Genomic DNA, 20,187 nt, shown 5'->3' with positions numbered 1-20,187 from the left:
AATAAATTGATAAAATGATTGATACAATACGAGATATGGCATGACTCAAGAAAGATGTATTCCAAGTCATGTGGCTATAATTATGGATGGCAATGGTCGCTGGGCTCAGCAGCGTAGCCAATTGCGTGCTATTGGTCATCGAGCAGGTTTAAAAACTGTACGAAAAATTGTTGCGTATGCTGCAGAATTAAAAGTAAAAGTTCTTACTTTATATGCTTTTAGTAGTGAAAACTGGAAGCGTCCATCTAGTGAAGTTTCTGCTTTAATTTCCCTTTTTATTTATGCATTAAATAGAGAAGTCAAAAGTTTGAATAAAAATAATGTTCGCTTGAACATTATTGGTGATATTTCTCGCTTTAGTGATCATTTGCAAAATATGATTATTCATGCGCAAAATTTAACAAAACACAATTCTGGACTAGTACTGAATATTGCCGCCAATTATGGTGGACGTTGGGATATTTTGCAATCAGCAAAAAAAATAACGATGCAAGTTACTGATGGAAAAATAACATTAGATGATATTACTGAAGATCGTTTTAGTTCAACAATGTGTATGAGCGAATTTCCTGAAGTTGATTTGGTTATTCGTACTGGCGGAGAATATCGAATCAGTAATTTTTTATTATGGCAAATTGCTTATTCTGAACTCTATTTTACCAATACTTTATGGCCTGATTTTAACCAAACTTTATTTGATGAAGCAATCGATGCATTTAATGCCAGAGAACGACGCTTCGGTGGTATTCATAATAAGGAGCATTCATGTTAATCCATCGCATACTTGCTGCAGTCGTGCTTATTCCGCTTGTGGTAGTAGTTCTTTTTTTTGTTCCATTACCAGTGTTTTCTTTCACCATTATTCTGGTTTGTGGATTAGCTGCGTGGGAGTGGGCTCAGTTTTTTCATATTACTAAAAAGTATTTAAAATTAATTTTTTCTTTTTCAACTGTTATTTTATTAAGTTTACTTTATTTAATACCAAATTCTATTGAATTAAAAATAAAATTAAATATCACGATTTTATCTTTATCCGTTATATGGTGGCTAATTGCGTTGTTTTTAGTAACAAGCTATCCGACCACGACAAAATATTGGTGCAATTCAATTGCAATAAAATTGTTATTTGCTTTTTTTACAATAGTACCTTTTTTTATTAGTATGATTGAATTAAGAGCAATTAATTATAGTCTTAATACTTACACTGGCGCAGTTTGGCTGCTTTATGTCTTTGTGCTAGTATGGGCGACAGATACTGGTGCTTATTTTGCAGGCCGCAATTTTGGTCAGCGAAAATTAGCTCCAAGAGTATCACCAGGTAAGACCGTAGAAGGCTTTATTGGTGGTATTAGTGTGGCAATTATAATTAGCGTAATAACTTACATGTTTAACATGTTAAATATTTCGTTTGGAGCTTTTTTTATCAGCTCTTTGTTGGCTATTTTAGTTTCAGTTTTAGGCGACTTAACTGAAAGTATGTTTAAACGTGAAGCCGGTATTAAAGATAGTGGTCACTTAATTCCTGGGCATGGTGGAGTGTTAGATCGAATTGATAGTTTGACTGCTTCTGTGCCTATTTTTGCTACATTTACTTTTTATTTATTATAAAAGGTGATAGATTTTGTTGTGGTCACTGTTACTGTTTGTTATTACCATAAGTATATTGGTTACTATTCATGAGTTTGGACATTTTTGCGTTGCTCTTTTATGCAAGGTTCGAGTTGAATGTTTTTCAATTGGCTTTGGTAAAAAATTGTGGTCTCATAAATTTTTAAGCGGAACTGAATTGGTAATTGCTATGGTTCCGCTTGGTGGTTATGTTAAAATGCTCGATAGTCGAGCAACAATATTATCAAGCAATAACGAAAAGTTTGCATTTGATAGAAAGAAAATTTGGCAACGCGCAGCAATTATTTTTGCTGGTCCACTTGCTAATTTTATATTAGCTTTGATTATCTATTGGATAATTTTCTTAATGGGTGTAGAGATTTATCCTGTTAAAATAAAAGAAACTATACCTAATACACCTGCTTCTACAGTGATAATTCCTGTTGGTGCAGAATTGAAAACTATTGATAATATAAAAGTAGAAACATGGAGTGATGTAAATTTAGCATTAATTGCTGCAATGGGTAAAACCGATGTGTCTTTTTCTTATATTGATAGTTCTAGTGGCGACAACCCAAAAGAAGTTAAAAAAAGTGTAGATATTAATAATTGGTATTTTGATATAGAACAGGATTCGGCAATTACCGCATTTGGTTTTGTTCCTGAAAAGGTGAAAGTTATTCCAATTGTGAGTAAAATTGTATCAGATTCGGCTGCTGAGAAAGCTGGTTTACGTGTTGGCGATAAAATTATTGGTTATAATGAGCAACCATATGAAGATTGGAACGATTTTTCTAATACAATTAAAAAAGCTCAAGCAATGACGTTAAAGATTAATCGAGAAAATAAAGATATTAATCTTAAACTCGTGCCAACTATTGGTATAGATGGAAAAGGCATTGCTGGTTTGTATCCCTCAACCGATACAAAAGTTGTGCAGTATGATTTTTTAGAAGGTTTTAATAAAGGTATGGCGCAAACGGTGTTAACCACAAAGTTAACCATTCGTTCGCTTTATCAATTAATAACAGGCGTTATTGGTCTAAAACATTTGTCTGGACCAATAACAATAGCAAAAAGCGCAGGGCAAACAGCAAGTTATGGTTTTACTCCTTACTTATATTTTCTGTCCTTTATTAGTATAAGTTTAGGTGTTATCAATCTTGTTCCATTACCTATGTTAGATGGCGGGCATCTTATATTTTTATTATTTGAAAAGATAAAAGGTAAAGCCTTATCAAATAAAGCTCAAGAACGATTTTTTCGTATTGGCTTTTTTTTGTTGATGGTAATAATGGGAATTGCACTATTTAATGATATTTTACGATTGTGATGGGATGAGGTTATAAACATTTACGATGAAAATAAATAAATCACTTATAGCATCTTTGTTGTTAAGTACAACAGCAATATATAGTTCCAATGCATTTTGTGTTGATGATTTTGTGGTAAAAGATATCAAATTTGAAGGTTTGCAGCGTGTTACTGTTGGTGCTGCATTACTTGAAATGCCAATTCAAATTGGTGATTATGTCAATGAGGCTGATTTAGGTCATATCATCAAATCACTATATTCTAGCGGGAATTTTGATAATATTACTGTCTCTCGAGATGGTGATAGCTTAATTATTCATGTGCAAGAACGCCCCACTATAGCTAGCATAACTTTTTCTGGTAATAAGTCTGTTAAAGATGACATGTTAAAGAAAAACTTGGATAGTTCAGGTATTCGTGAAGGAGAAGCATTAGATCGTACTATGCTTTCTGGTATAGAAAAAGGTTTAGAAGACTTCTACTATAGTGTAGGTAAATACAATGCTCAAATTAAGGCTGTAGTAACTCCACTATCTCGTAATCGTGTCGATTTAAAATTAGTTGTTGCTGAAGGTAAATCAGCATTAATCGATCAAATCAACATTGTTGGTGCAAAAGCTTTTTCATCTGAAGAACTTATTTCACGCTTTACTTTGCGTGATGAGGTACCATGGTGGAATATGCTCGGAGATCGTAAATATCAAAAACAAAAATTAGCATCAGATTTGGATGAATTGCAAAGCTTTTATTTAAATCGTGGATATGCTCGCTTTAATATTGAGTCAACGCAAGTCAGTTTAACGCCAGACAAAAAAGGCATATACGTTACAATCAATATCCATGAAGGCGAACAATATAAGTTATCTGAGCTTGACTTTATGGGCAATTTTTCAGGCCATAAAGAAGAAATTGCTAAAATTGCTAATGAAAAAGTCACAGTTGGTGAGCTTTATAATGGTAAAAAAATCACCGAAATTGAAGATAATATTAAACGATTACTTGCTAATTTTGGTTATGCATTCCCTCGAGTTTCCATTCAACCCGAAATGGATGATACTGCCCATACCGTTAAATTAATTGTTATTGTTGATGTTGGTGAACGTTTTTATGTTCGTAATATTAAGATAGTTGGTAATACCGTAACTAGTGAAAGTGTAATACGCCGTGAGCTTCGACAGATGGAAGGGGCTTGGTTAAGTAATGGATTAGTTGAATTAGGTAAAGAACGTTTAAATCGTCTTGGTTTTTTTGATACTGTTGAAGCTAATACTGAACGTGTGCCTGGAATTAATGATCAAGTTGATATTATTTATAAAGTTGCTGAACGTAATACTGGTAGTATCAAGTTTGGTGTTGGTGTTGGTTCTGATAGTGGTCTTAGTTTTAATGCCGGTATCTCGCAAGATAACTGGTTAGGTACAGGTAATAGTGTCTCATTTGATGTGAATACCACCGACACAGACAAAACAGCATCTATTTCTATCGTAGACCCTTATTTTACTGTAGATGGTGTAAGTTTAGGCGGTAGCATTTATTATAATACTTATAAGAATGACGATAAAGATGATGAATCAGAATATTCAAGTAAGACTTGGGGGGCCTCAGCTAATTTAGGTTTCCCGATTAGTGAAAATAATTTTGTTCGTTTTGGCACAGAATTTGCGAATCATAAGTTGTCTGATATGCAGGCGCAATATGGTATGTGGCGTTATTTTGACTCCATGGGCGAGAAAGTAAAAAATAAAAATTCTATTTCGTTCGATACCAATGATTTATTGTTGAATGCTTATTGGACATATAACTCTTTAGATCGTGGATTTTTCCCTACCGATGGGCTCAAAATGACCGCTAGTGCTAAAGTTACTGCGCCATTATTTGATAATAGGTTCTATAAGCTGGTTTCAGATGCTTCTTATTATTATCCTATCGATAATGACCATAAGTGGATATTTTTAACTCGAGCTCGATTAGGTTATGGCGGTGGGTTAGGTGGTAAAGAGCTACCTTTCTACGAAAATTTTTATGCAGGTGGCGCGTCAGTGCTACGTGGATTTAAATCAAATACTGTTGGCCCTAAAGCTGTGTATCTTAATAAAAGTGGAGTTTGTGATAGTTTAGATAATACATCTGGATGTGCAAGATCAAAAGATGCAGTAGGTGGTAATGCTATAGCCTTTGCAAGTTCTGAGTTGATTATTCCGACTCCATTTGCTAGTGAGAAATATGCTGATAACATTAGAACATCACTATTTTTTGATGCTGGTACTGTATGGGATAGCGAATGGAACTTAAAAGGAAATAATATCCCTGATTATAGTTCTCCATCAGATATTAGAATGTCCGCTGGACTTGCAGTACAATGGATGTCGCCATTAGGTCCTTTGGTATTTTCTTACGCTCAACCATTTAAGAAATATGATGGCGATTCAGCGCAACAGTTCCAATTTAATATAGGTTCTACATGGTAATTCCATGTTATAAATAAAAATAAATAGGTGATTAAAGTGAAAAAAATTATATCTGTTCTTGGTGTTAGTCTAGCATTGCTTTTTTCAAGTTTTGCAAATGCTGAAGTTAAAATTGGAGTAGTTGATGTTATGTCAGTATTACAACGCATGCCTCAACGAGAATCTGTCGCTAAAGCATTAGATAGTGAATTTGAAGCGAGAGCTAAGTCGTTACAAGCTGATGAAAAAAGGGCTAGTGAAGCGGCTGCCCGTCTAAAAAAAGATGGTTTAACATTATCTTCTTCTGAAAAAAGTAAATTAAATAAGACAATTTCTGATTTTGAAAATAAAGCTAAGGCATTTTCTGCAGATTATCAGAAACGCCAAAAAGAAGAATTTGGCAAATTATTAACTAAAATCCAAGAAGCTGTAAAAGATATTGTTGAAATAGAAAAATACGATATTATCTTAAATGCTGAAACAGTACTGTCTGCTTCAGATGCAGTTAATATTTCAGATAAAGTACTGGAACAGGTTAAAAAATAATGTTTTCCTTTCGTTTAGAGCAGTTGGCTAAGCAACTAGATGCTAAGTTACATGGTGATGGTAATTTAGCCATCACTGGTATAGCATCAATGAAAAGTGCAGTATCAGGTCAAATCACATTTTTGTCTGATAAAAAGTTACAAAATAATTTATTAGAATGCAATGCTTCTGCTGTGGTAATGACAGAAGAAAGCCTGAAGTATTGGTATGGTGCAGCTCTGATAGTAAAAGATCCATACCTAGCATATGCAAAATTAGCTCAATGCCTCGATACAACACCTACTCCCGCCAAAGATATAGCAACATCGGCAGTGATTGATTCGACAGCTCGATTAGGCAGTAATGTTGCTATTGGTGCTAATGCCGTTATCGAAAGTGGTGTGATATTAGGAGATAATTGCATTATTGGTGCAGGGTGTTTTGTTGGAAAAAATACAACAATTGGTGCGGGTACAAAATTATGGGCTAATGTCTCTGTTTATCACAATTGTGTTATTGGAGAAAATTGCTTAGTTCAGTCAGGGACTGTGATTGGTGCAGATGGGTTTGGTTATGCTAATAATAAAGGTAAGTGGGTTAAAATACCTCAATTAGGACGAGTTATTATTGGTGATAATGTTGAAATTGGAGCTTCAACAACAATCGATCGTGGTGCACTTGATGATACTATTATTGGTAATGGTGTTATTATTGACAATCAATGTCAGATTGCTCATAACGATGTAATTGGAGATCATACAGCAGTTGCTGGCGGCGTTATTATGGCTGGAAGTTTAACTATTGGTCGACATTGTTTGATTGGTGGTGCAAGTGTTATTAACGGACATATGGAAATATGTGATCAAGTTACGGTAACAGGAATGGGTATGGTAATGCGCCCAATTAAACAGCCCGGTGTTTATTCATCAGGTATTCCATTGCAAGAAAACAAAGTATGGCGAAAAACGGCATCATTAGTTTTGCATATTGATGAAATGAATAAACGCTTGAAAGCGCTTGAGAAGAAACTATTAAATGTCTCGACGTAGACGATTACGGTCGGTATAATGCATGCCTATTTTTTAATTTTTAGCTCAATTATCATTTTTATATAATTATGGGCAACTAATATTCAATAATTTCGAGGTATAAAGATGCAAGTTTCGGTAGAAACAACACAAGGGTTAGGTCGACGTTTATCTATCACAATTAAAGCTGAAGATATTACAAAAGCAGTTGATAAAGAGCTTATTAATACAGCAAAAAAAGTACGTATTGACGGTTTTCGTAAAGGGAAAGTGCCCTTAAAAATTGTTGAACAACGTTATGGTGCTTCTATTTTACAAGATGCTTTAAGCGACTTAATGCAACGAAATTTTGTTGATGCAATTATTCAAGAAAAATTAAATCCAGCCGGAGCTCCTACTTATACTCCAAAGGAATATAAGAATGGCGAAGACTATACATTTACAGTTGAATTTGAAGTTTACCCAGAAATAAAAGTTGAAAATTTAGACAAAATTGAAGTTGAAAAACCAATTGCACAAGTTGCTGATGCAGATATTGAAACAATGATTGAAACATTACGTAAGCAACAAGGTACTTGGAAAGAAGTTGAAAAAGCAGCTGAAGAGCAATATCGTGTTACTTTGGATTTTGTTGGTCAAGTTGATGGTGCTGAGTTCGAAGGTGGCAAGGCTAATGATTTTGCATTAGTGCTAGGACAAGGTCGTATGATCCCTGGTTTTGAAGATGCTATTATTGGTCATAAAGCAGGTGATAAATTTGATATTAATGTTACTTTTCCTGAAAACTATCATGCTGAAAACCTTAAAGGTAAACCTGCTGTATTCGCATCTACACTTAAAAAGGTTGAAGAACTTGAATTACCTGAACTTACAGAAGATGTTGTTAAACGGTTTGGTATTGTAGATGGTACCGTTGAAAGTTTGCGAGCTGAAGTTCGTAAAAATATGACAAGGGAACTTAACGCAACAATTCGTAATAAAGTTAAAACACAAGCTATTGATGGTTTAGTTAAAAATAATGAAATTGATGTACCAGTGGCATTAATTGACCGAGAAGTTGATGTATTGCGTCAACAAGCATTATCTCGTTTTGGTGGTAATGTTAAACAAGGTATGGAATTACCTAAAGAATTATTTGAAGCTGAAGCTAAAAAACGTGTTACTACAGGTCTATTGTTTAGTGAAATCATTGAAAGTAATAAATTAACTGCTGATGAATCACGCGTTCAAGCGTTAATCGATGAAATTGCAACCGCATATGAAGATCCGAAGGAAGTTTTAGAATATTATCGTAAAGATAAAAAAGCAATGGAAAATATGCGAGCTGTTGCATTAGAAGATCAAGTTGTAGATCTTTTGTTAGCTAGTGCAAAAGTAACAGAAAAGAATTATTCATTTTCTGAATTGATGAATCAGCAAATAGCTTAATCTATCAGATTTTTCATTTAATCAAAAAAAGATCACTTAAAGCCCAAATAAGTATTATCTGTTTGGGCTATTTTGTTAATTAGGAGATAAAAATGCCTTTAGAATCATATATGGGTGTTATTCCAATGGTCGTTGAACAAAGCTCTCGGGGTGAACGTGCTTATGATATTTACTCACGACTATTAAAAGAGCGAGTTATATTTTTGACAGGTCAAGTTGAAGATAATATGGCAAACCTTATTATTGCTCAAATGTTATTTCTAGAAGCTGAAAATCCTGATAAAGATATCTATTTGTATATTAATTCTCCTGGTGGGGTTGTTACAGCAGGTATGGCAATTTATGATACCATGCAATTTATAAAACCAGATGTTAGCACAATTTGTTTAGGGCAAGCATGTTCAATGGGTTCATTACTTTTAACAGCCGGTGCTAAAGGTAAACGTTATTGCTTGCCTAATGCTCGTGTAATGATTCATCAACCATTAGGTGGTTTTCAAGGACAGGCTTCAGATATTCAAATACACGCACAAGAGATTTTACAGGTAAAAAATCGTCTAAATAGTATTTTAGCAATGCACACAGGTCAAGATATTAGTGTGATTGAAAAAGATACCGATCGTGATAATTTTATGTCTGCCGATAAAGCGGTTGAATATGGTTTAGTTGATGCCATATATAATAAACGATCTTAATGTTGGGTAGGTGATAAACGTGAATAAAGAAAGTTCAGAAAAATTACTCTATTGTACTTTTTGTGGTAAAAGTGAGCATGAAGTCCGTAAACTTATTGCTGGTCCATCATCTATTTATATTTGTAATGAATGTATAGGATTATGTAATGATATTTTAAAAGAGGAGAAAAAAAGTTTTCTTTCTCATGAAGAGTTTATTAGTAAGCCATTACCGACACCACATGAAATTAGGGAACATCTTGATGAATATGTAATTGGTCAAGAACGAGCCAAAAAAGTTTTATCTGTTGCCGTTTATAATCATTACAAGCGTTTACGTAATCATGCTAGTCGTAGTGATGATGTTGAATTAGGCAAGAGTAATATACTGCTTATAGGGCCTACTGGTAGTGGTAAAACGTTATTAGCTGAAACATTGGCCCGTTTTTTAGATGTACCTTTTGCTATGGCCGATGCAACAACATTAACTGAAGCCGGTTATGTTGGTGAAGATGTAGAAAATATCATTCAAAAGTTATTACAGAATTGCGATTATGATGTTGAAAAAGCTCAGAGGGGTATTATTTACGTTGATGAAATTGATAAAATTTCACGAAAATCGGATAATCCATCTATTACTAGAGATGTATCTGGTGAAGGTGTTCAACAAGCTTTATTAAAAATTATTGAAGGTACTATTGCTTCAGTTCCGCCAAAAGGTGGGCGAAAACATCCTCAACAGGAATTTTTACAGGTTGATACTTCAAAAATTTTATTCATTTGTGGCGGAGCATTTAGTGGCTTGGATAAAGTCATTGAAAATCGTGTATCTATTAATACAGGAATAGGTTTTGGGGCCGATGTGAAAAGTACCAAAAATAGACTTTCTGAGTCGGAGCTATTAGCACAAATTGAGGCAGAAGACTTGGTTAAGTTTGGTTTAATTCCTGAGTTTATTGGAAGGTTACCTGTCATTGGAACATTATCTGAATTAGATAAAAATGCTTTAATTAATATTCTAACTGAACCTAAAAATGCTTTAACTAAACAATTTCAAACATTGTTCAAGCTTGATGGTGTTGAACTTGAGTTTACAAAAGAAGCTTTAGATGCCATAGCTATAAAAGCGATGCAACGGAAAACCGGTGCGAGGGGGTTGCGTTCAATTGTGGAAAATATATTATTAGATACAATGTATGACTTACCATCAATGAATACCATTAATAAAGTAGTTGTAGAAAAAGAAACTGTTGAACAATCTCTAGCGCCCAAATTAATCCAGCGTGAAGATGCTGAAATGTCTGCTTGAAATAAATATTTGCCATCATAAATATGATGGCAAGGGCTATACTTAAAATTAATATTAAAGCAAAGTTTCCATGAATATAGCCAAGATGTTCTAGAATTAGTGTATGTTCAAACAAAAAGATAGGCTTGAATATCTAAAAACAACCCCAATATTTACCTAATGGGTTTGTACTACTAGAGAGAATAAAATGAAAATAAAACGAACTAAACAAATGATTATGCCTATTTTACCATTGCGTGATGTTGTTGTATTTCCACATATGGTGATTCCTCTCTTTGTTGGTAGAAGTAAATCAATACGTTGCCTAGAAGGTGCAATGGAAATGGATAAGCAAGTTTTCCTTGTAACCCAAAAAAATCCTTCTCAAGATGATCCTGATATAGATGATTTATATAATGTTGGAACAATGGCTAATGTTTTACAGTTACTTCAATTACCTGATGGGACAGTAAAAGTTCTTGTTGAAGGTGTTGAAAGAGCAAAAATGACCGACATTGTTGAGCATAAAAACAATGAATTTTTTATTGCCAAAGTTAAGACATTAAGTGAAATTAAAAAAGCCACTGATATAAGTGAAGCTATGATACGCTTAACTTTATCTAACTTTGATGAATACTCAAAACTTAACAAAAAAGTAACTCAAGAAGTTGTTGATTCTATACGTCTTCTTAAAGAACCATCACGTTTAGCAGACTCTATTGCTGCTACTCTTTTTTTAAAAGTTGAACAAAAACAAGAGATTTTAGTAACAGCAAATCTTGTAAAACGTTTTGAATTGCTTATTTCCTTGATGGAATCAGAAATTGATTTATTACAAGTTGAAAAAAATATTCGACAACGAGTTAAACAGCAAATGGAAAAAGCTCAAAAGGAATATTACCTTAATGAGCAAATTAAAGCGATTCATAAAGAGTTAGGCGATATAGACAATAAGCCTGATGAATATGAAGAATTAAAAGAAAAAATTACTAAAGCTAAAATGCCAAAAGAAGCTACAGACAAAGCATTAGCTGAGCTTAATAAACTTAAAATGATGCCAGCAATGTCTGCTGAAGCAACGGTTGTTCGAGGTTATATTGATTGGATGCTTCAAGTTCCTTGGTTTAAGCGGAGCAAAGTTAAAAAGGATATTGAAGTTGCACAAAGAGTATTAGATAAAGATCATTATGGACTTGAGCGAGTAAAAGATAGAATCTTGGAATATTTAGCAGTTCAAGGTCGTGTCAATAAAGTTAAAGGTCCAATTTTATGTTTAGTTGGTCCTCCAGGGGTAGGGAAAACATCACTTGGCCAATCAATAGCTAAAGCAACAGGACGTCAGTATATACGAATGGCACTTGGTGGCGTGCGCGACGAGGCTGAGATACGCGGACATAGGCGTACTTACATTGGTTCGATGCCGGGTAAATTAATTCAGCGTATGGTTAAAGTGGGAGTTAAAAACCCGTTATTTTTATTGGATGAAATAGATAAGATGGCATCGGATATGCGTGGTGATCCAGCATCAGCTTTATTAGAAGTACTTGATCCAGAACAAAATAATGCTTTCAGTGACCATTATTTAGAAGTTGACTACGATTTATCTGATGTGATGTTTGTTGCAACTGCTAATTCTATGAATATTCCTGCGCCATTATTGGATCGAATGGAAGTTATTCGCCTTTCTGGTTATACAGAAGATGAAAAGTTGAATATAGCAAAGCAACACTTAATTGCTAAGCAGATAGAAAATAATGGTTTAAAATCAAAAGAAATTAGTATTGATGATTCAGCCATTATTGGTATCATACGTTATTATACGCGTGAAGCTGGGGTTAGAAACTTAGAAAGAGAAATCGCAAAAATTTGTCGTAAAGTTGTTAAGCAATTAGCATTAAATAGCAAATTGAAAAAAGTAACGGTAACACAAGATAACTTAAAAGATTTCTTGGGAATACAGCGTTTTGATTACGGTAAAGCAGATAACGAAAACCGCATCGGTCAGGTTATTGGTCTTGCGTGGACAGAAGTTGGTGGAGACTTACTTACTATTGAATCAGTAAGTGTACTAGGTAAAGGAAAATTGACTTACACTGGTTCATTAGGTGATGTAATGCAAGAGTCGATTCAAACGGCGTTGACAGTTGTTCGATCTCGTGCAGAAAAATTGGGTATTAATAGTGATTTTTATGAAAAACGCGATATCCATGTACATGTGCCTGATGGAGCAACGCCAAAGGATGGTCCTAGCGCAGGTATTGCAATGTGTACTTCACTAATTTCAACGTTAACGGGGAATCCTGTTCGTTCTGATGTTGCTATGACCGGAGAAATAACTTTACGTGGAGAAGTTTTACCTATCGGTGGATTAAAAGAGAAGTTATTAGCTGCACACCGAGGTGGAATTAAAACCGTATTAATTCCAATGGATAATGTTAAAGACTTGGAAGAAATTCCAGACAATGTAAAATCTGAAATTGATATACATCCAGTAAAATGGATCGATGAAGTTCTTACAGTTGCGCTACAAAATAATCCATTTGGCATTGAACCAATAGATGAAAAGCTGAAATTAAAGCAACCGGCTAAAAAAGCCATTAAGAAATTAAAAAATAGAGAAGAACATTCTGTCAGATTGAATTAATTATTTATTAGTTTAAAAAAAGATCAACTTTATGTTGATCTTTTTTTTGTGGTGCAAAACATATTGGATAATAGCCAATTTAGTTAAATATGCTATACTTTTACAATTCAACATTTAGTATGGAGAATCGCAATAAATGATGGAGACAGTCCGAATAGCAGCAAATAATATTGTTGTTAAGATTATTTTTGCAATAATTATTTTATGTTTTATTTTCACTGGCGTCGGATTTTTAGGCTTTGGTAGCAGTGGAAGTGTACGAGATGAACAAGAATACATCGCAAAAGTTGATGGTGACGGTATTAGTCGATCCGAATTTGAAGCTCAAGCTAGACTAGCAACAAATAATGCTGGAGGGGATAGTTCTTTCATAAAACAGGTTCGTCGAGGTGTATTATCAAATCAAATTGATAATTATTTAGCTTATAAATTTTCTAAAAATATTGGTGTTACCGCCAGTAATGATCAAATTAAAAAGTTTATTAAAAAACAAAGAGAGTTTTTTATAAATGGTAAATTTGATAATCAAAAATATTTAAGCCTTCTAGCTGAAAATAGTATCACTCCAGATACTTATGCCGAAATTATAAGAACTGTATTGCAGCAACAACAGGTGATTAATGCTTTGACAAATAGCAGTTTTGTTTTGCCAATTGATTCTGAAATATCTTCACTTAAAAATCAAACTAGAAGCGTATATGCTACTTCAGTTAATACTTCAATAAGTGATATTGATGAAGCAAATATCACGATAGATGATGAACAAAAATATTATAACGAAAATTTAAAAGAATTTTTTAGGAAAGAGAGAGTAAAAGTTAAATATATTTTTGTATCAGAAGATGTTATAAGAAAAACAGTTAACGTCACTGAAGATGAGATTAAGAATGAGTATAATAAAAATATTAAAACTTATTCATATCCAGCTAAGAGAGCCTATAGTGTAATTTTTGTTACTGATGAACAACAAGCTAATAAAATTGCAAAAGATCTTTCTTCTGGGGCTGATTTTGATAATTTTGCTAAAACTATTAATCAAAATCATGATATTTCTCCATATGGTAAAAATGGTTCATTAGGGTGGTTTGCTGATGATAATTCTTTACCTCAAGTTTTTAAAGATGCCCAGTTGAAAAAAGTAGGGAAAATTTCATCACCGATTAAAGTTGATGGCGGTTATGCAATTGTTAAATTAGATGGTATACAGCCTTCTAAGGTTATGGATTTTGATTTTGCGAAGTATCAAATTGACTCAAAACTGACAAAACAAAAAATACAGCAAACTTTGGACGCTGAAGAAAATAAAATTAAAACTGCATTAAATGATTCTCCAAAAACTATTGAAGAGCTTGCGAAGAAAGTTGGACTAGAAGTAAATACCTCTGATTGGATATTTTTCAATGATAGATTTGGAATAACTACTCATCCTGAGGTTAGCGACGTAGTCTTTAGTGAAGAAATGATAGTTGATGGTAAAGCAACAGGAAAAATTTCTGATTTAATAATAGCTGAAAGAAATTATGGCAAGTATGATTTTGTTGTACAGACAATTGATTATCGTCCTGAAGGTGTTGCGCCGTTTGATGAGGTGAAAAATGAAATTCATAAAAAACTCTATGCAAAAATGGCTCAAAACCAGTTTAAATCTAGTGTTGATAATATATTGGCTCAATTAAATGAAACAGGACAAGCTAAAAATGTTCAGTTTGCCAAAAGATACACTTTGAATCGAAATTCAACCGAACTTGACCCAAAAGTTGTTAATATGGTATTTAATTTAAATCCATCACCATCAAAAAAGTCTGTTTTTGGTGCGGAATTTATCGATGATAAAAATGCTTATATTGTTGTGCTAACTAAGGTGGATACCCCAACAGAATATGAAGATATTTCTTCTAAGTTGTTACCGTTATTCATTAGTAATACGCATTATTATCTCGCTGCTGACATACGCTCTAAAGCTAAGATAGAAATTATGCCGGATTCTAATTTGTGATTTAGCTCCCAAATTAGTTGAAATAATTGAAAAAAAGAAAAGCCACTTTAGTGGCTTTTCTCATTTTTATTATTAATGAAATTTTTTTATTTGATTAAGTGAGATAGTTATAAAGCAAATTTACTTGCGGAACTATTTTATGAGGTTAATCAAATGAAAGTATTTTCACTATTATGTATTATGTTATCAAGTCTTATTTTTTCGAACATAAGTTTTGCTAATTCGGTTTCTGAAGCACACACACCTGTTAAACAGGAACAGAAACAAGTTATTCAAGTAAACATTAATACTGCAACAGCAGAAGAATTATCAAAAGTATTAACAGGGATTGGGACAAGTAAAGCTCAGAAGATAATAGAATACCGAGAAAAGTTTGGTCCTTTTGTTTCAGTTGAGCAATTAAAAGAAGTTTCAGGTATTGGGCAGGCAACATTGGATAAAAACGCTGGTAAAATAATATTATAATTTATTATCTCCACTAATTAATTATTGGTGGAGATAATATCAATCTAATTATCAATAGGATCAACATCAATGCTCCATCTTACTTTTGATGTTTCACTCCATTTTCCTATTACTATTAATAGTTGATCCAAAATTTTCTGTAATTGTTGCCTACTTGTGTGTTGAAGTAGTAATTGCCAACGATGATATCCTGCTTTCTTTGGTTGACTTGCAGGCATTGGTCCCAGCTGCCATAAAGTATTATTGCTATGTTCTTTTAACCAATCATGCACATGCTGTAAGAATACTGGAGCGTAATGATTGTTACGATCAGCTGCACGAATTAATGTTTGGTAACTAAACGGAGGTAATTGTGTATGTTGCCGTTCTTGTAACGTTAATTTGGCAAATTTTTCATAACCTTGAGTTAGTAAAATATTGAGTAAAGGGTGATCTGGATGATAAGTTTGTAAAATAACTTGTCCTGCTTTAGTTTCACGACCGGCTCTTCCAGATACTTGAGTATAAATTTGGGCAAATCGCTCAGTTGCCCTAAAATCACTTGAGAATAATGCCCCATCAACATCGACAATTCCAACTAAAGTTACATCAGGGAAATGATGCCCTTTAGCTAAAATTTGCGTGCCAACTAAAATGTGTGCGCCACCTTGTTGAATACTTTGTAAATAGTTATCTAACGCGCCTTTTTTACTCACTGTGTCTCGATCAATGCGACTAATTTTAATATTAGGAAAAAGGATTTCAAGTTGTTGTTCAAGTTGTTCTGTTCCAAATCCAATAGGCATTAAATGAGTTGATCCACATTTTGGGCATTGTTTAGGAATCGTCCTCGGTGTATCACAATAATGACATATAAGTTTGTGTTGTTTTTGATGTAGTGTATAAGGTCTATCACAGCGAGGACATTCAGCAATCCATCCACAGTCATGGCATATTAACAATGGTGAAAAGCCTCGGCGATTTAAAAATAGCATTACCTGATTATTATTAGATAAATGTTTTTTTATTTGTTCAATTAATGGTTGAGATAAACCTGCAGTAAGTACTAACCCACGCAGATCCAAAATTGACTGTTTGGCTAGCATTGCATTACCGGCTCTTTCGGTTAATTGTAATAAATGGTATTTGTGATTTTGTATATTATTGAGTGTTTCAAGCGACGGTGTTGCGGAGCCTAAAACAATTGGAACATTGTTAAATTTTGCTCGAATAATTGCTAAATCTCGGGCATTATAACGCCAACCTTCTTGTTGTTTATAGGAACTATCATGCTCTTCATCAATAATAATCATTCCTAAGTCTTTAAAAGGAGTAAAAAGTGATGAGCGAGTGCCAACAACAATAGCATTTTCACCATGTTTACTTCTTAGCCAAACAGTGAGTCTTTGTTTATCCGTTAATCCTGAGTGCAAAATATCAATTGGCGCATTAAAGCGTTTTTTGAAACGTCCAATTGTTTGTGGTGTTAACCCAATTTCTGGAACTAGTACTAATGCTTGCTTACCTGTAGCTAATATATTAGATAGTATATTTAAATATACTTCTGTTTTACCCGATCCAGTCACTCCTTCTAATAAAAATACTTCAAATTGATGATTTTTTTTGTTGATTGTTTCTATAGCATAGGTCTGCTCTTTATTTAACTGAATTAAACTAGTATTTGTTGAAAAATTGGTTTGCCATTGAATACTATCTGATTGATAGTTTACTTGTTCTATAAGATTTTTTTTCTGTAATTTTTGATAGATAGTACTACTTACTTCATTTTCAGAAGGGGTATTATTTCTGAATGATGATAATAATAATTTTTGTTTCGGAGTCCGTGATAATGATTTTAAATCAATATTTTTACCCAATTGAGTTAATTGCCATCGTTTGGTGTCTTCCTTGATTGCTTTTCGCCCTTGTCGTAATAAAACAGGTATAGAATGAAAAAGAACTTCGCCAATAGGATAATGGTAATAACTAGCAGCCCAGTTTAACAACCGCCAAATAGAAGGCGTAAAAACAGGTTCAGTATCAATAACAGTTGTAATCGTTTTTAAGCTTTCAATATCAAATTCGGTTTTTTCGTCAATACTAACAATAATTCCTATTGCGTCACGTTTACCAAAAGGAACTTTAACCCGCATTCCAACTTGAGCTGGTTTGGTTAATTGATAATCAAATATTTGGTAAAGTGGTACCGGTAAGGCTATATGAGCGATAAGCATTAAAAAATCACAGGTATTATAATTTATATAAAGCTATATTGTACGCAGTTTTTACATAACCCGCAAAAGTTATAAAAACAATCTAGTTTTTATTCATCTAGATTTATTACATCAATAGCTTAAAAAGGATTAGTAGTAACTATTAATAAAATTTGCTATCTTGGTAAAAATTGATGATTAATAAAATAGTAAGGATTAAAGGATGAGTGAATCATTTTCGCACATTAATCAGCGAGGTGAAGCCTATATGGTTGATGTCTCAGAAAAACTAATAACAACACGCGAAGCAAGAGCTGAGTCATTAGTTTTAATGAATGCTGAAACACTGAAGATGATTATTGAGGGTAAACATCATAAAGGCGATGTTTTTGCAACAGCGAGAATTGCAGGGATTCAAGCTGCTAAAAAGACTTGGGATCTTATTCCCCTTTGTCATCCACTTTTTTTGAGTAAAATTGAAATCAACATTGAAGTAGATCAAATAAAAAATTGTGTCCGAGTTCAATCGTTTTGTCGATTGAATGGGCAAACAGGAGTTGAAATGGAAGCAATGGTTGCCGCATCTATTGCAGCATTAACCATTTACGACATGTGCAAAGCGGTTCAAAAAGATATGGTGATTTCTCAAGTAAGATTGTTGACGAAAAGTGGTGGTAGGTCAGGGGACTTTATTGCCCAAAAGGTTTAATAGATAGAAGATGAATAAAGTTATTTTTTTCGCTCAAATTAGAGAATTAGTTGGGACTGAGAGTGTTATGTTAGATGCTAATCAACTTTCAGTTTCCTATCTTATCGATCAGTTAAGTGAGCGTGGTGAACAATGGTTTTTGGCGTTTAAGGAAAACTCTGTTTTATGTGCTGTAAATCAAACGTTGGTTGATTTTGATTATATTGTGAAAGAAGGCGATGAAATCGCTTTCTTTCCTCCAGTAACAGGTGGATAACATTATGGATCTTATCAATGTTAGTGAGCAGCCGATTGATGTTAATAAGTTAAACGATTGGCTTTCACAATTACCACAAGATGGTGCTGTTGTCTCTTTTATGGGCAAAGTTCGTAGTAATGAAAAACAAACGATAAGCTTATTTTTAGAACATTATGCAGGAATGACAGAGAAAGTCTTAGCTAATATCATAGCCCAAGCTAGAGAGCGGTGGCAATTAAGTCGAGTTGCGGTAATTCATCGAGTAGGTGAAATTATCGCAAATGAAAAGATTGTCTTTGTGGGAGCAAGTAGCGCACATCGTTCAGATGCGTTTGCAGCAGTAGAGTTCATTATGGATGTATTAAAGAACGAAGCGCCTTTTTGGAAAAAAGAACGAACGCCCCAAGGCGAAACTTGGGTTGAAGCAAAAAAAACAGATAAAGAAACATTGAGAAAATGGTATTAGTATTTATTTAGTATATAATGATATTAAGTTATGTCATTCTTTTTTAACTAGAGGTAATTAATGAGAAATAATTCACCTAATGGCTCGATTATTGAACAATCTAGTAATCGCATGCAAACATATATTAGTCATGTTTATGGTTGGATGCCGTCGGATTGCTTTTAACAGCCCTAGTTGCTTGGTTTGCATCCAATAACTATGCGCTTTTGAACGTTTTATATCAAGGTATGTGGGTGTTACTTATTGCTGAATTTGCTTTAGTTATTGCCATTTCTGCATTGATTAATCGCCTTTCTGGAGCTGTTGCGACAACATTATTCATGTTTTATTCGGTTTTAAATGGTTGCACATTTTCGATTTATTTTATTGTTTATACTTCATCATCAATAGCAAGTGTATTTTTTATTACAGCTGGAATGTTTGCAGCTTTGGCTCTTTATGGTTATACCACTAAACGTGATTTGTCTGGTTTTGGAAGCTTTTTATTTATGGGATTAGTGGGTATTATAATCGCTTCGCTCGTTAATATCTTCATGCAAAGCCAGCCGTTGATGTGGGCTATTACGTATATTGGTGTATTTGTTTTTGCTGGATTAACAGCTTATCATACGCAAAACCTGAAAGAATTTGGCGATCAATTATCGCAGGATGATCCTAATATGTTTAGGAGATTTGTTGTTTTAGGTGCACTAACCCTTTATCTTGATTTTATTAACTTATTCATTATGTTGTTAAGAATTTTTGCAGATCGTCGATAATTGCATTTAATTCAACTAAAAGGGCTCTAAATTGAGCCTTTTTTGTTAAAATTTTATTAGAATCGTATTTTTTTAGTACTAGTTTATTAAAAAGTTTCAGGAAAGACTATGTTTCAATATAAAATACAGTAAAATTCTTATTATAATGAATTAATAACTTACTTAACACTATGAAAAAATTATACTATTTTGCCTTAATTAATCTATTTATTTCATCAATACTATCAATTCGTTTCTTTCTTGTCCCCGAGGCATCATTTAATTGGCCGAGTGTGGCATTTTCAATATTTGCTGTATTGGGGCATTTTTTCTCGGCTTATTTATTACTTTTGGTTGTTTGTATACCTCTTTTATGGTTTAAACAAGCTATTCGCAATATTATTTTAGCTGCAATATTTAGCTTTATT

The 20,187-nt window shown here is 33.5% G+C and carries 16 protein-coding genes and 2 pseudogenes; 17 read left to right on the top strand and 1 reads right to left on the bottom strand.

The window, feature by feature from the left end:
• The first annotated feature begins 40 nt into the window (after positions 1-40).
• From A9G31_RS05435 to A9G31_RS05380, 12 genes are all read left to right on the top strand, one after another.
• Positions 41-772 (top strand): isoprenyl transferase, encoded by a 732-nt coding sequence (locus tag A9G31_RS05435; RefSeq protein WP_065560786.1) that lies wholly within the window; start codon positions 41-43, stop codon positions 770-772.
• Positions 766-1,608, top strand: a complete 843-nt coding sequence (locus A9G31_RS05430) for a phosphatidate cytidylyltransferase (RefSeq protein ID WP_065560785.1) — start codon at positions 766-768, stop codon at positions 1,606-1,608. The genes A9G31_RS05435 and A9G31_RS05430 overlap by 7 nt, the downstream gene beginning before the upstream one ends.
• Before the next feature lie 13 nt (positions 1,609-1,621).
• Entirely contained in the window at positions 1,622-2,941 is a 1,320-nt protein-coding gene (rseP, locus tag A9G31_RS05425) for an RIP metalloprotease RseP (RefSeq protein WP_176700359.1), read from the top strand.
• A 25-nt stretch (positions 2,942-2,966) separates the two neighbouring features.
• A complete protein-coding gene (gene bamA / locus A9G31_RS05420) occupies positions 2,967-5,390 on the top strand; it encodes an outer membrane protein assembly factor BamA (protein ID WP_065560783.1) in 2,424 nt (807 codons plus the stop codon).
• A 36-nt stretch (positions 5,391-5,426) separates the two neighbouring features.
• Positions 5,427-5,915 carry an OmpH family outer membrane protein gene (locus A9G31_RS05415; protein WP_065560782.1) on the top strand — a complete coding sequence of 163 codons (489 nt, stop codon included), beginning with the start codon at positions 5,427-5,429 and terminating at the stop codon, positions 5,913-5,915.
• Positions 5,915-6,943, top strand: a complete 1,029-nt coding sequence (lpxD, locus tag A9G31_RS05410) for a UDP-3-O-(3-hydroxymyristoyl)glucosamine N-acyltransferase (RefSeq protein WP_065560781.1) — start codon at positions 5,915-5,917, stop codon at positions 6,941-6,943. Before A9G31_RS05415 ends, lpxD begins: the two co-directional genes overlap by 1 nt.
• Before the next feature lie 105 nt (positions 6,944-7,048).
• Positions 7,049-8,350 (top strand): trigger factor, encoded by a 1,302-nt coding sequence (gene tig, locus A9G31_RS05405; RefSeq protein WP_065560780.1) that lies wholly within the window; start codon positions 7,049-7,051, stop codon positions 8,348-8,350.
• A gap of 92 nt (positions 8,351-8,442) precedes the next feature.
• Positions 8,443-9,045: an ATP-dependent Clp endopeptidase proteolytic subunit ClpP gene (gene clpP / locus A9G31_RS05400; RefSeq protein ID WP_065560779.1), complete on the top strand. Its 603-nt coding sequence runs from the start codon at positions 8,443-8,445 to the stop codon at positions 9,043-9,045.
• A 10-nt stretch (positions 9,046-9,055) separates the two neighbouring features.
• A complete protein-coding gene (gene clpX, locus A9G31_RS05395; protein ID WP_065560778.1) occupies positions 9,056-10,333 on the top strand; it encodes an ATP-dependent protease ATP-binding subunit ClpX in 1,278 nt (425 codons plus the stop codon).
• 187 nt (positions 10,334-10,520) lie between these two features.
• Positions 10,521-12,956 carry an endopeptidase La gene (lon, locus tag A9G31_RS05390; RefSeq protein WP_081299355.1) on the top strand — a complete coding sequence of 812 codons (2,436 nt, stop codon included), beginning with the start codon at positions 10,521-10,523 and terminating at the stop codon, positions 12,954-12,956.
• Positions 12,957-13,092: 136 nt separating this feature from the next.
• Positions 13,093-14,952: a SurA N-terminal domain-containing protein gene (locus A9G31_RS05385; RefSeq protein WP_065560777.1), complete on the top strand. Its 1,860-nt coding sequence runs from the start codon at positions 13,093-13,095 to the stop codon at positions 14,950-14,952.
• A gap of 153 nt (positions 14,953-15,105) precedes the next feature.
• Positions 15,106-15,417: a ComEA family DNA-binding protein gene (locus tag A9G31_RS05380; protein WP_065560776.1), complete on the top strand. Its 312-nt coding sequence runs from the start codon at positions 15,106-15,108 to the stop codon at positions 15,415-15,417.
• 44 nt (positions 15,418-15,461) lie between these two features.
• Here the strand turns inward: A9G31_RS05380 and priA are convergent, their stop codons facing one another.
• Entirely contained in the window at positions 15,462-17,630 is a 2,169-nt protein-coding gene (gene priA, locus A9G31_RS05375) for a primosomal protein N' (protein WP_065560775.1), read from the bottom strand.
• Positions 17,631-17,832: 202 nt separating this feature from the next.
• On the opposite strand from priA, the gene moaC reads away from it, so the two are divergent.
• From moaC to A9G31_RS05350, 5 genes and pseudogenes are all read left to right on the top strand, one after another.
• The gene (moaC, locus tag A9G31_RS05370) at positions 17,833-18,318 is read left to right on the top strand and encodes a cyclic pyranopterin monophosphate synthase MoaC (RefSeq protein ID WP_065560774.1); all 486 of its coding nucleotides are present in this window, start codon (positions 17,833-17,835) and stop codon (positions 18,316-18,318) included.
• Positions 18,319-18,328: 10 nt separating this feature from the next.
• On the top strand, positions 18,329-18,574 hold the full coding sequence (moaD, locus tag A9G31_RS05365; RefSeq protein WP_065560773.1) for a molybdopterin synthase sulfur carrier subunit: 246 nt from the start codon (positions 18,329-18,331) through the stop codon (positions 18,572-18,574).
• 4 nt (positions 18,575-18,578) lie between these two features.
• Complete coding sequence (gene moaE, locus A9G31_RS05360; RefSeq protein ID WP_065560192.1) at positions 18,579-19,022, top strand: molybdopterin synthase catalytic subunit MoaE; 444 nt, start codon at positions 18,579-18,581, stop codon at positions 19,020-19,022.
• A 60-nt stretch (positions 19,023-19,082) separates the two neighbouring features.
• Positions 19,083-19,780: pseudogene (locus A9G31_RS05355) on the top strand (Bax inhibitor-1/YccA family protein).
• A 170-nt stretch (positions 19,781-19,950) separates the two neighbouring features.
• Positions 19,951-20,187, top strand: a pseudogene (locus tag A9G31_RS05350) (sulfatase-like hydrolase/transferase); the annotation flags it as partial.

It is taken from the genome of Gilliamella sp. Gris1-4, from assembly GCF_001690335.1.
GTDB classification, from domain to species: Bacteria; Pseudomonadota; Gammaproteobacteria; order Enterobacterales; family Orbaceae; genus Gilliamella; species Gilliamella apicola_P.
This window is presented reverse-complemented; position numbering and strand designations above follow the sequence as displayed.

Excerpts from the sequence above, each read along its gene's own strand:
- moaD (WP_065560773.1), top strand. The coding sequence starts at position 18,329 with ATGAATAAAGTTATTTTTTTCGCTCAAATTAGAGAATTAGTTGGGACT.
- clpP (WP_065560779.1), top strand. The coding sequence starts at position 8,443 with ATGCCTTTAGAATCATATATGGGTGTTATTCCAATGGTCGTTGAACAA.
- A9G31_RS05430 (WP_065560785.1), top strand. The coding sequence starts at position 766 with ATGTTAATCCATCGCATACTTGCTGCAGTCGTGCTTATTCCGCTTGTG.
- tig (WP_065560780.1), top strand. The coding sequence starts at position 7,049 with ATGCAAGTTTCGGTAGAAACAACACAAGGGTTAGGTCGACGTTTATCT.
- moaC (WP_065560774.1), top strand. The coding sequence starts at position 17,833 with ATGAGTGAATCATTTTCGCACATTAATCAGCGAGGTGAAGCCTATATG.
- lon (WP_081299355.1), top strand. The coding sequence starts at position 10,521 with ATGAAAATAAAACGAACTAAACAAATGATTATGCCTATTTTACCATTG.
- A9G31_RS05435 (WP_065560786.1), top strand. The coding sequence starts at position 41 with ATGACTCAAGAAAGATGTATTCCAAGTCATGTGGCTATAATTATGGAT.
- A9G31_RS05385 (WP_065560777.1), top strand. The coding sequence starts at position 13,093 with ATGATGGAGACAGTCCGAATAGCAGCAAATAATATTGTTGTTAAGATT.
- lpxD (WP_065560781.1), top strand. The coding sequence starts at position 5,915 with ATGTTTTCCTTTCGTTTAGAGCAGTTGGCTAAGCAACTAGATGCTAAG.
- moaE (WP_065560192.1), top strand. The coding sequence starts at position 18,579 with ATGGATCTTATCAATGTTAGTGAGCAGCCGATTGATGTTAATAAGTTA.
- A9G31_RS05380 (WP_065560776.1), top strand. The coding sequence starts at position 15,106 with ATGAAAGTATTTTCACTATTATGTATTATGTTATCAAGTCTTATTTTT.
- priA (WP_065560775.1), bottom strand. The coding sequence starts at position 17,630 with ATGCTTATCGCTCATATAGCCTTACCGGTACCACTTTACCAAATATTT.
- bamA (WP_065560783.1), top strand. The coding sequence starts at position 2,967 with ATGAAAATAAATAAATCACTTATAGCATCTTTGTTGTTAAGTACAACA.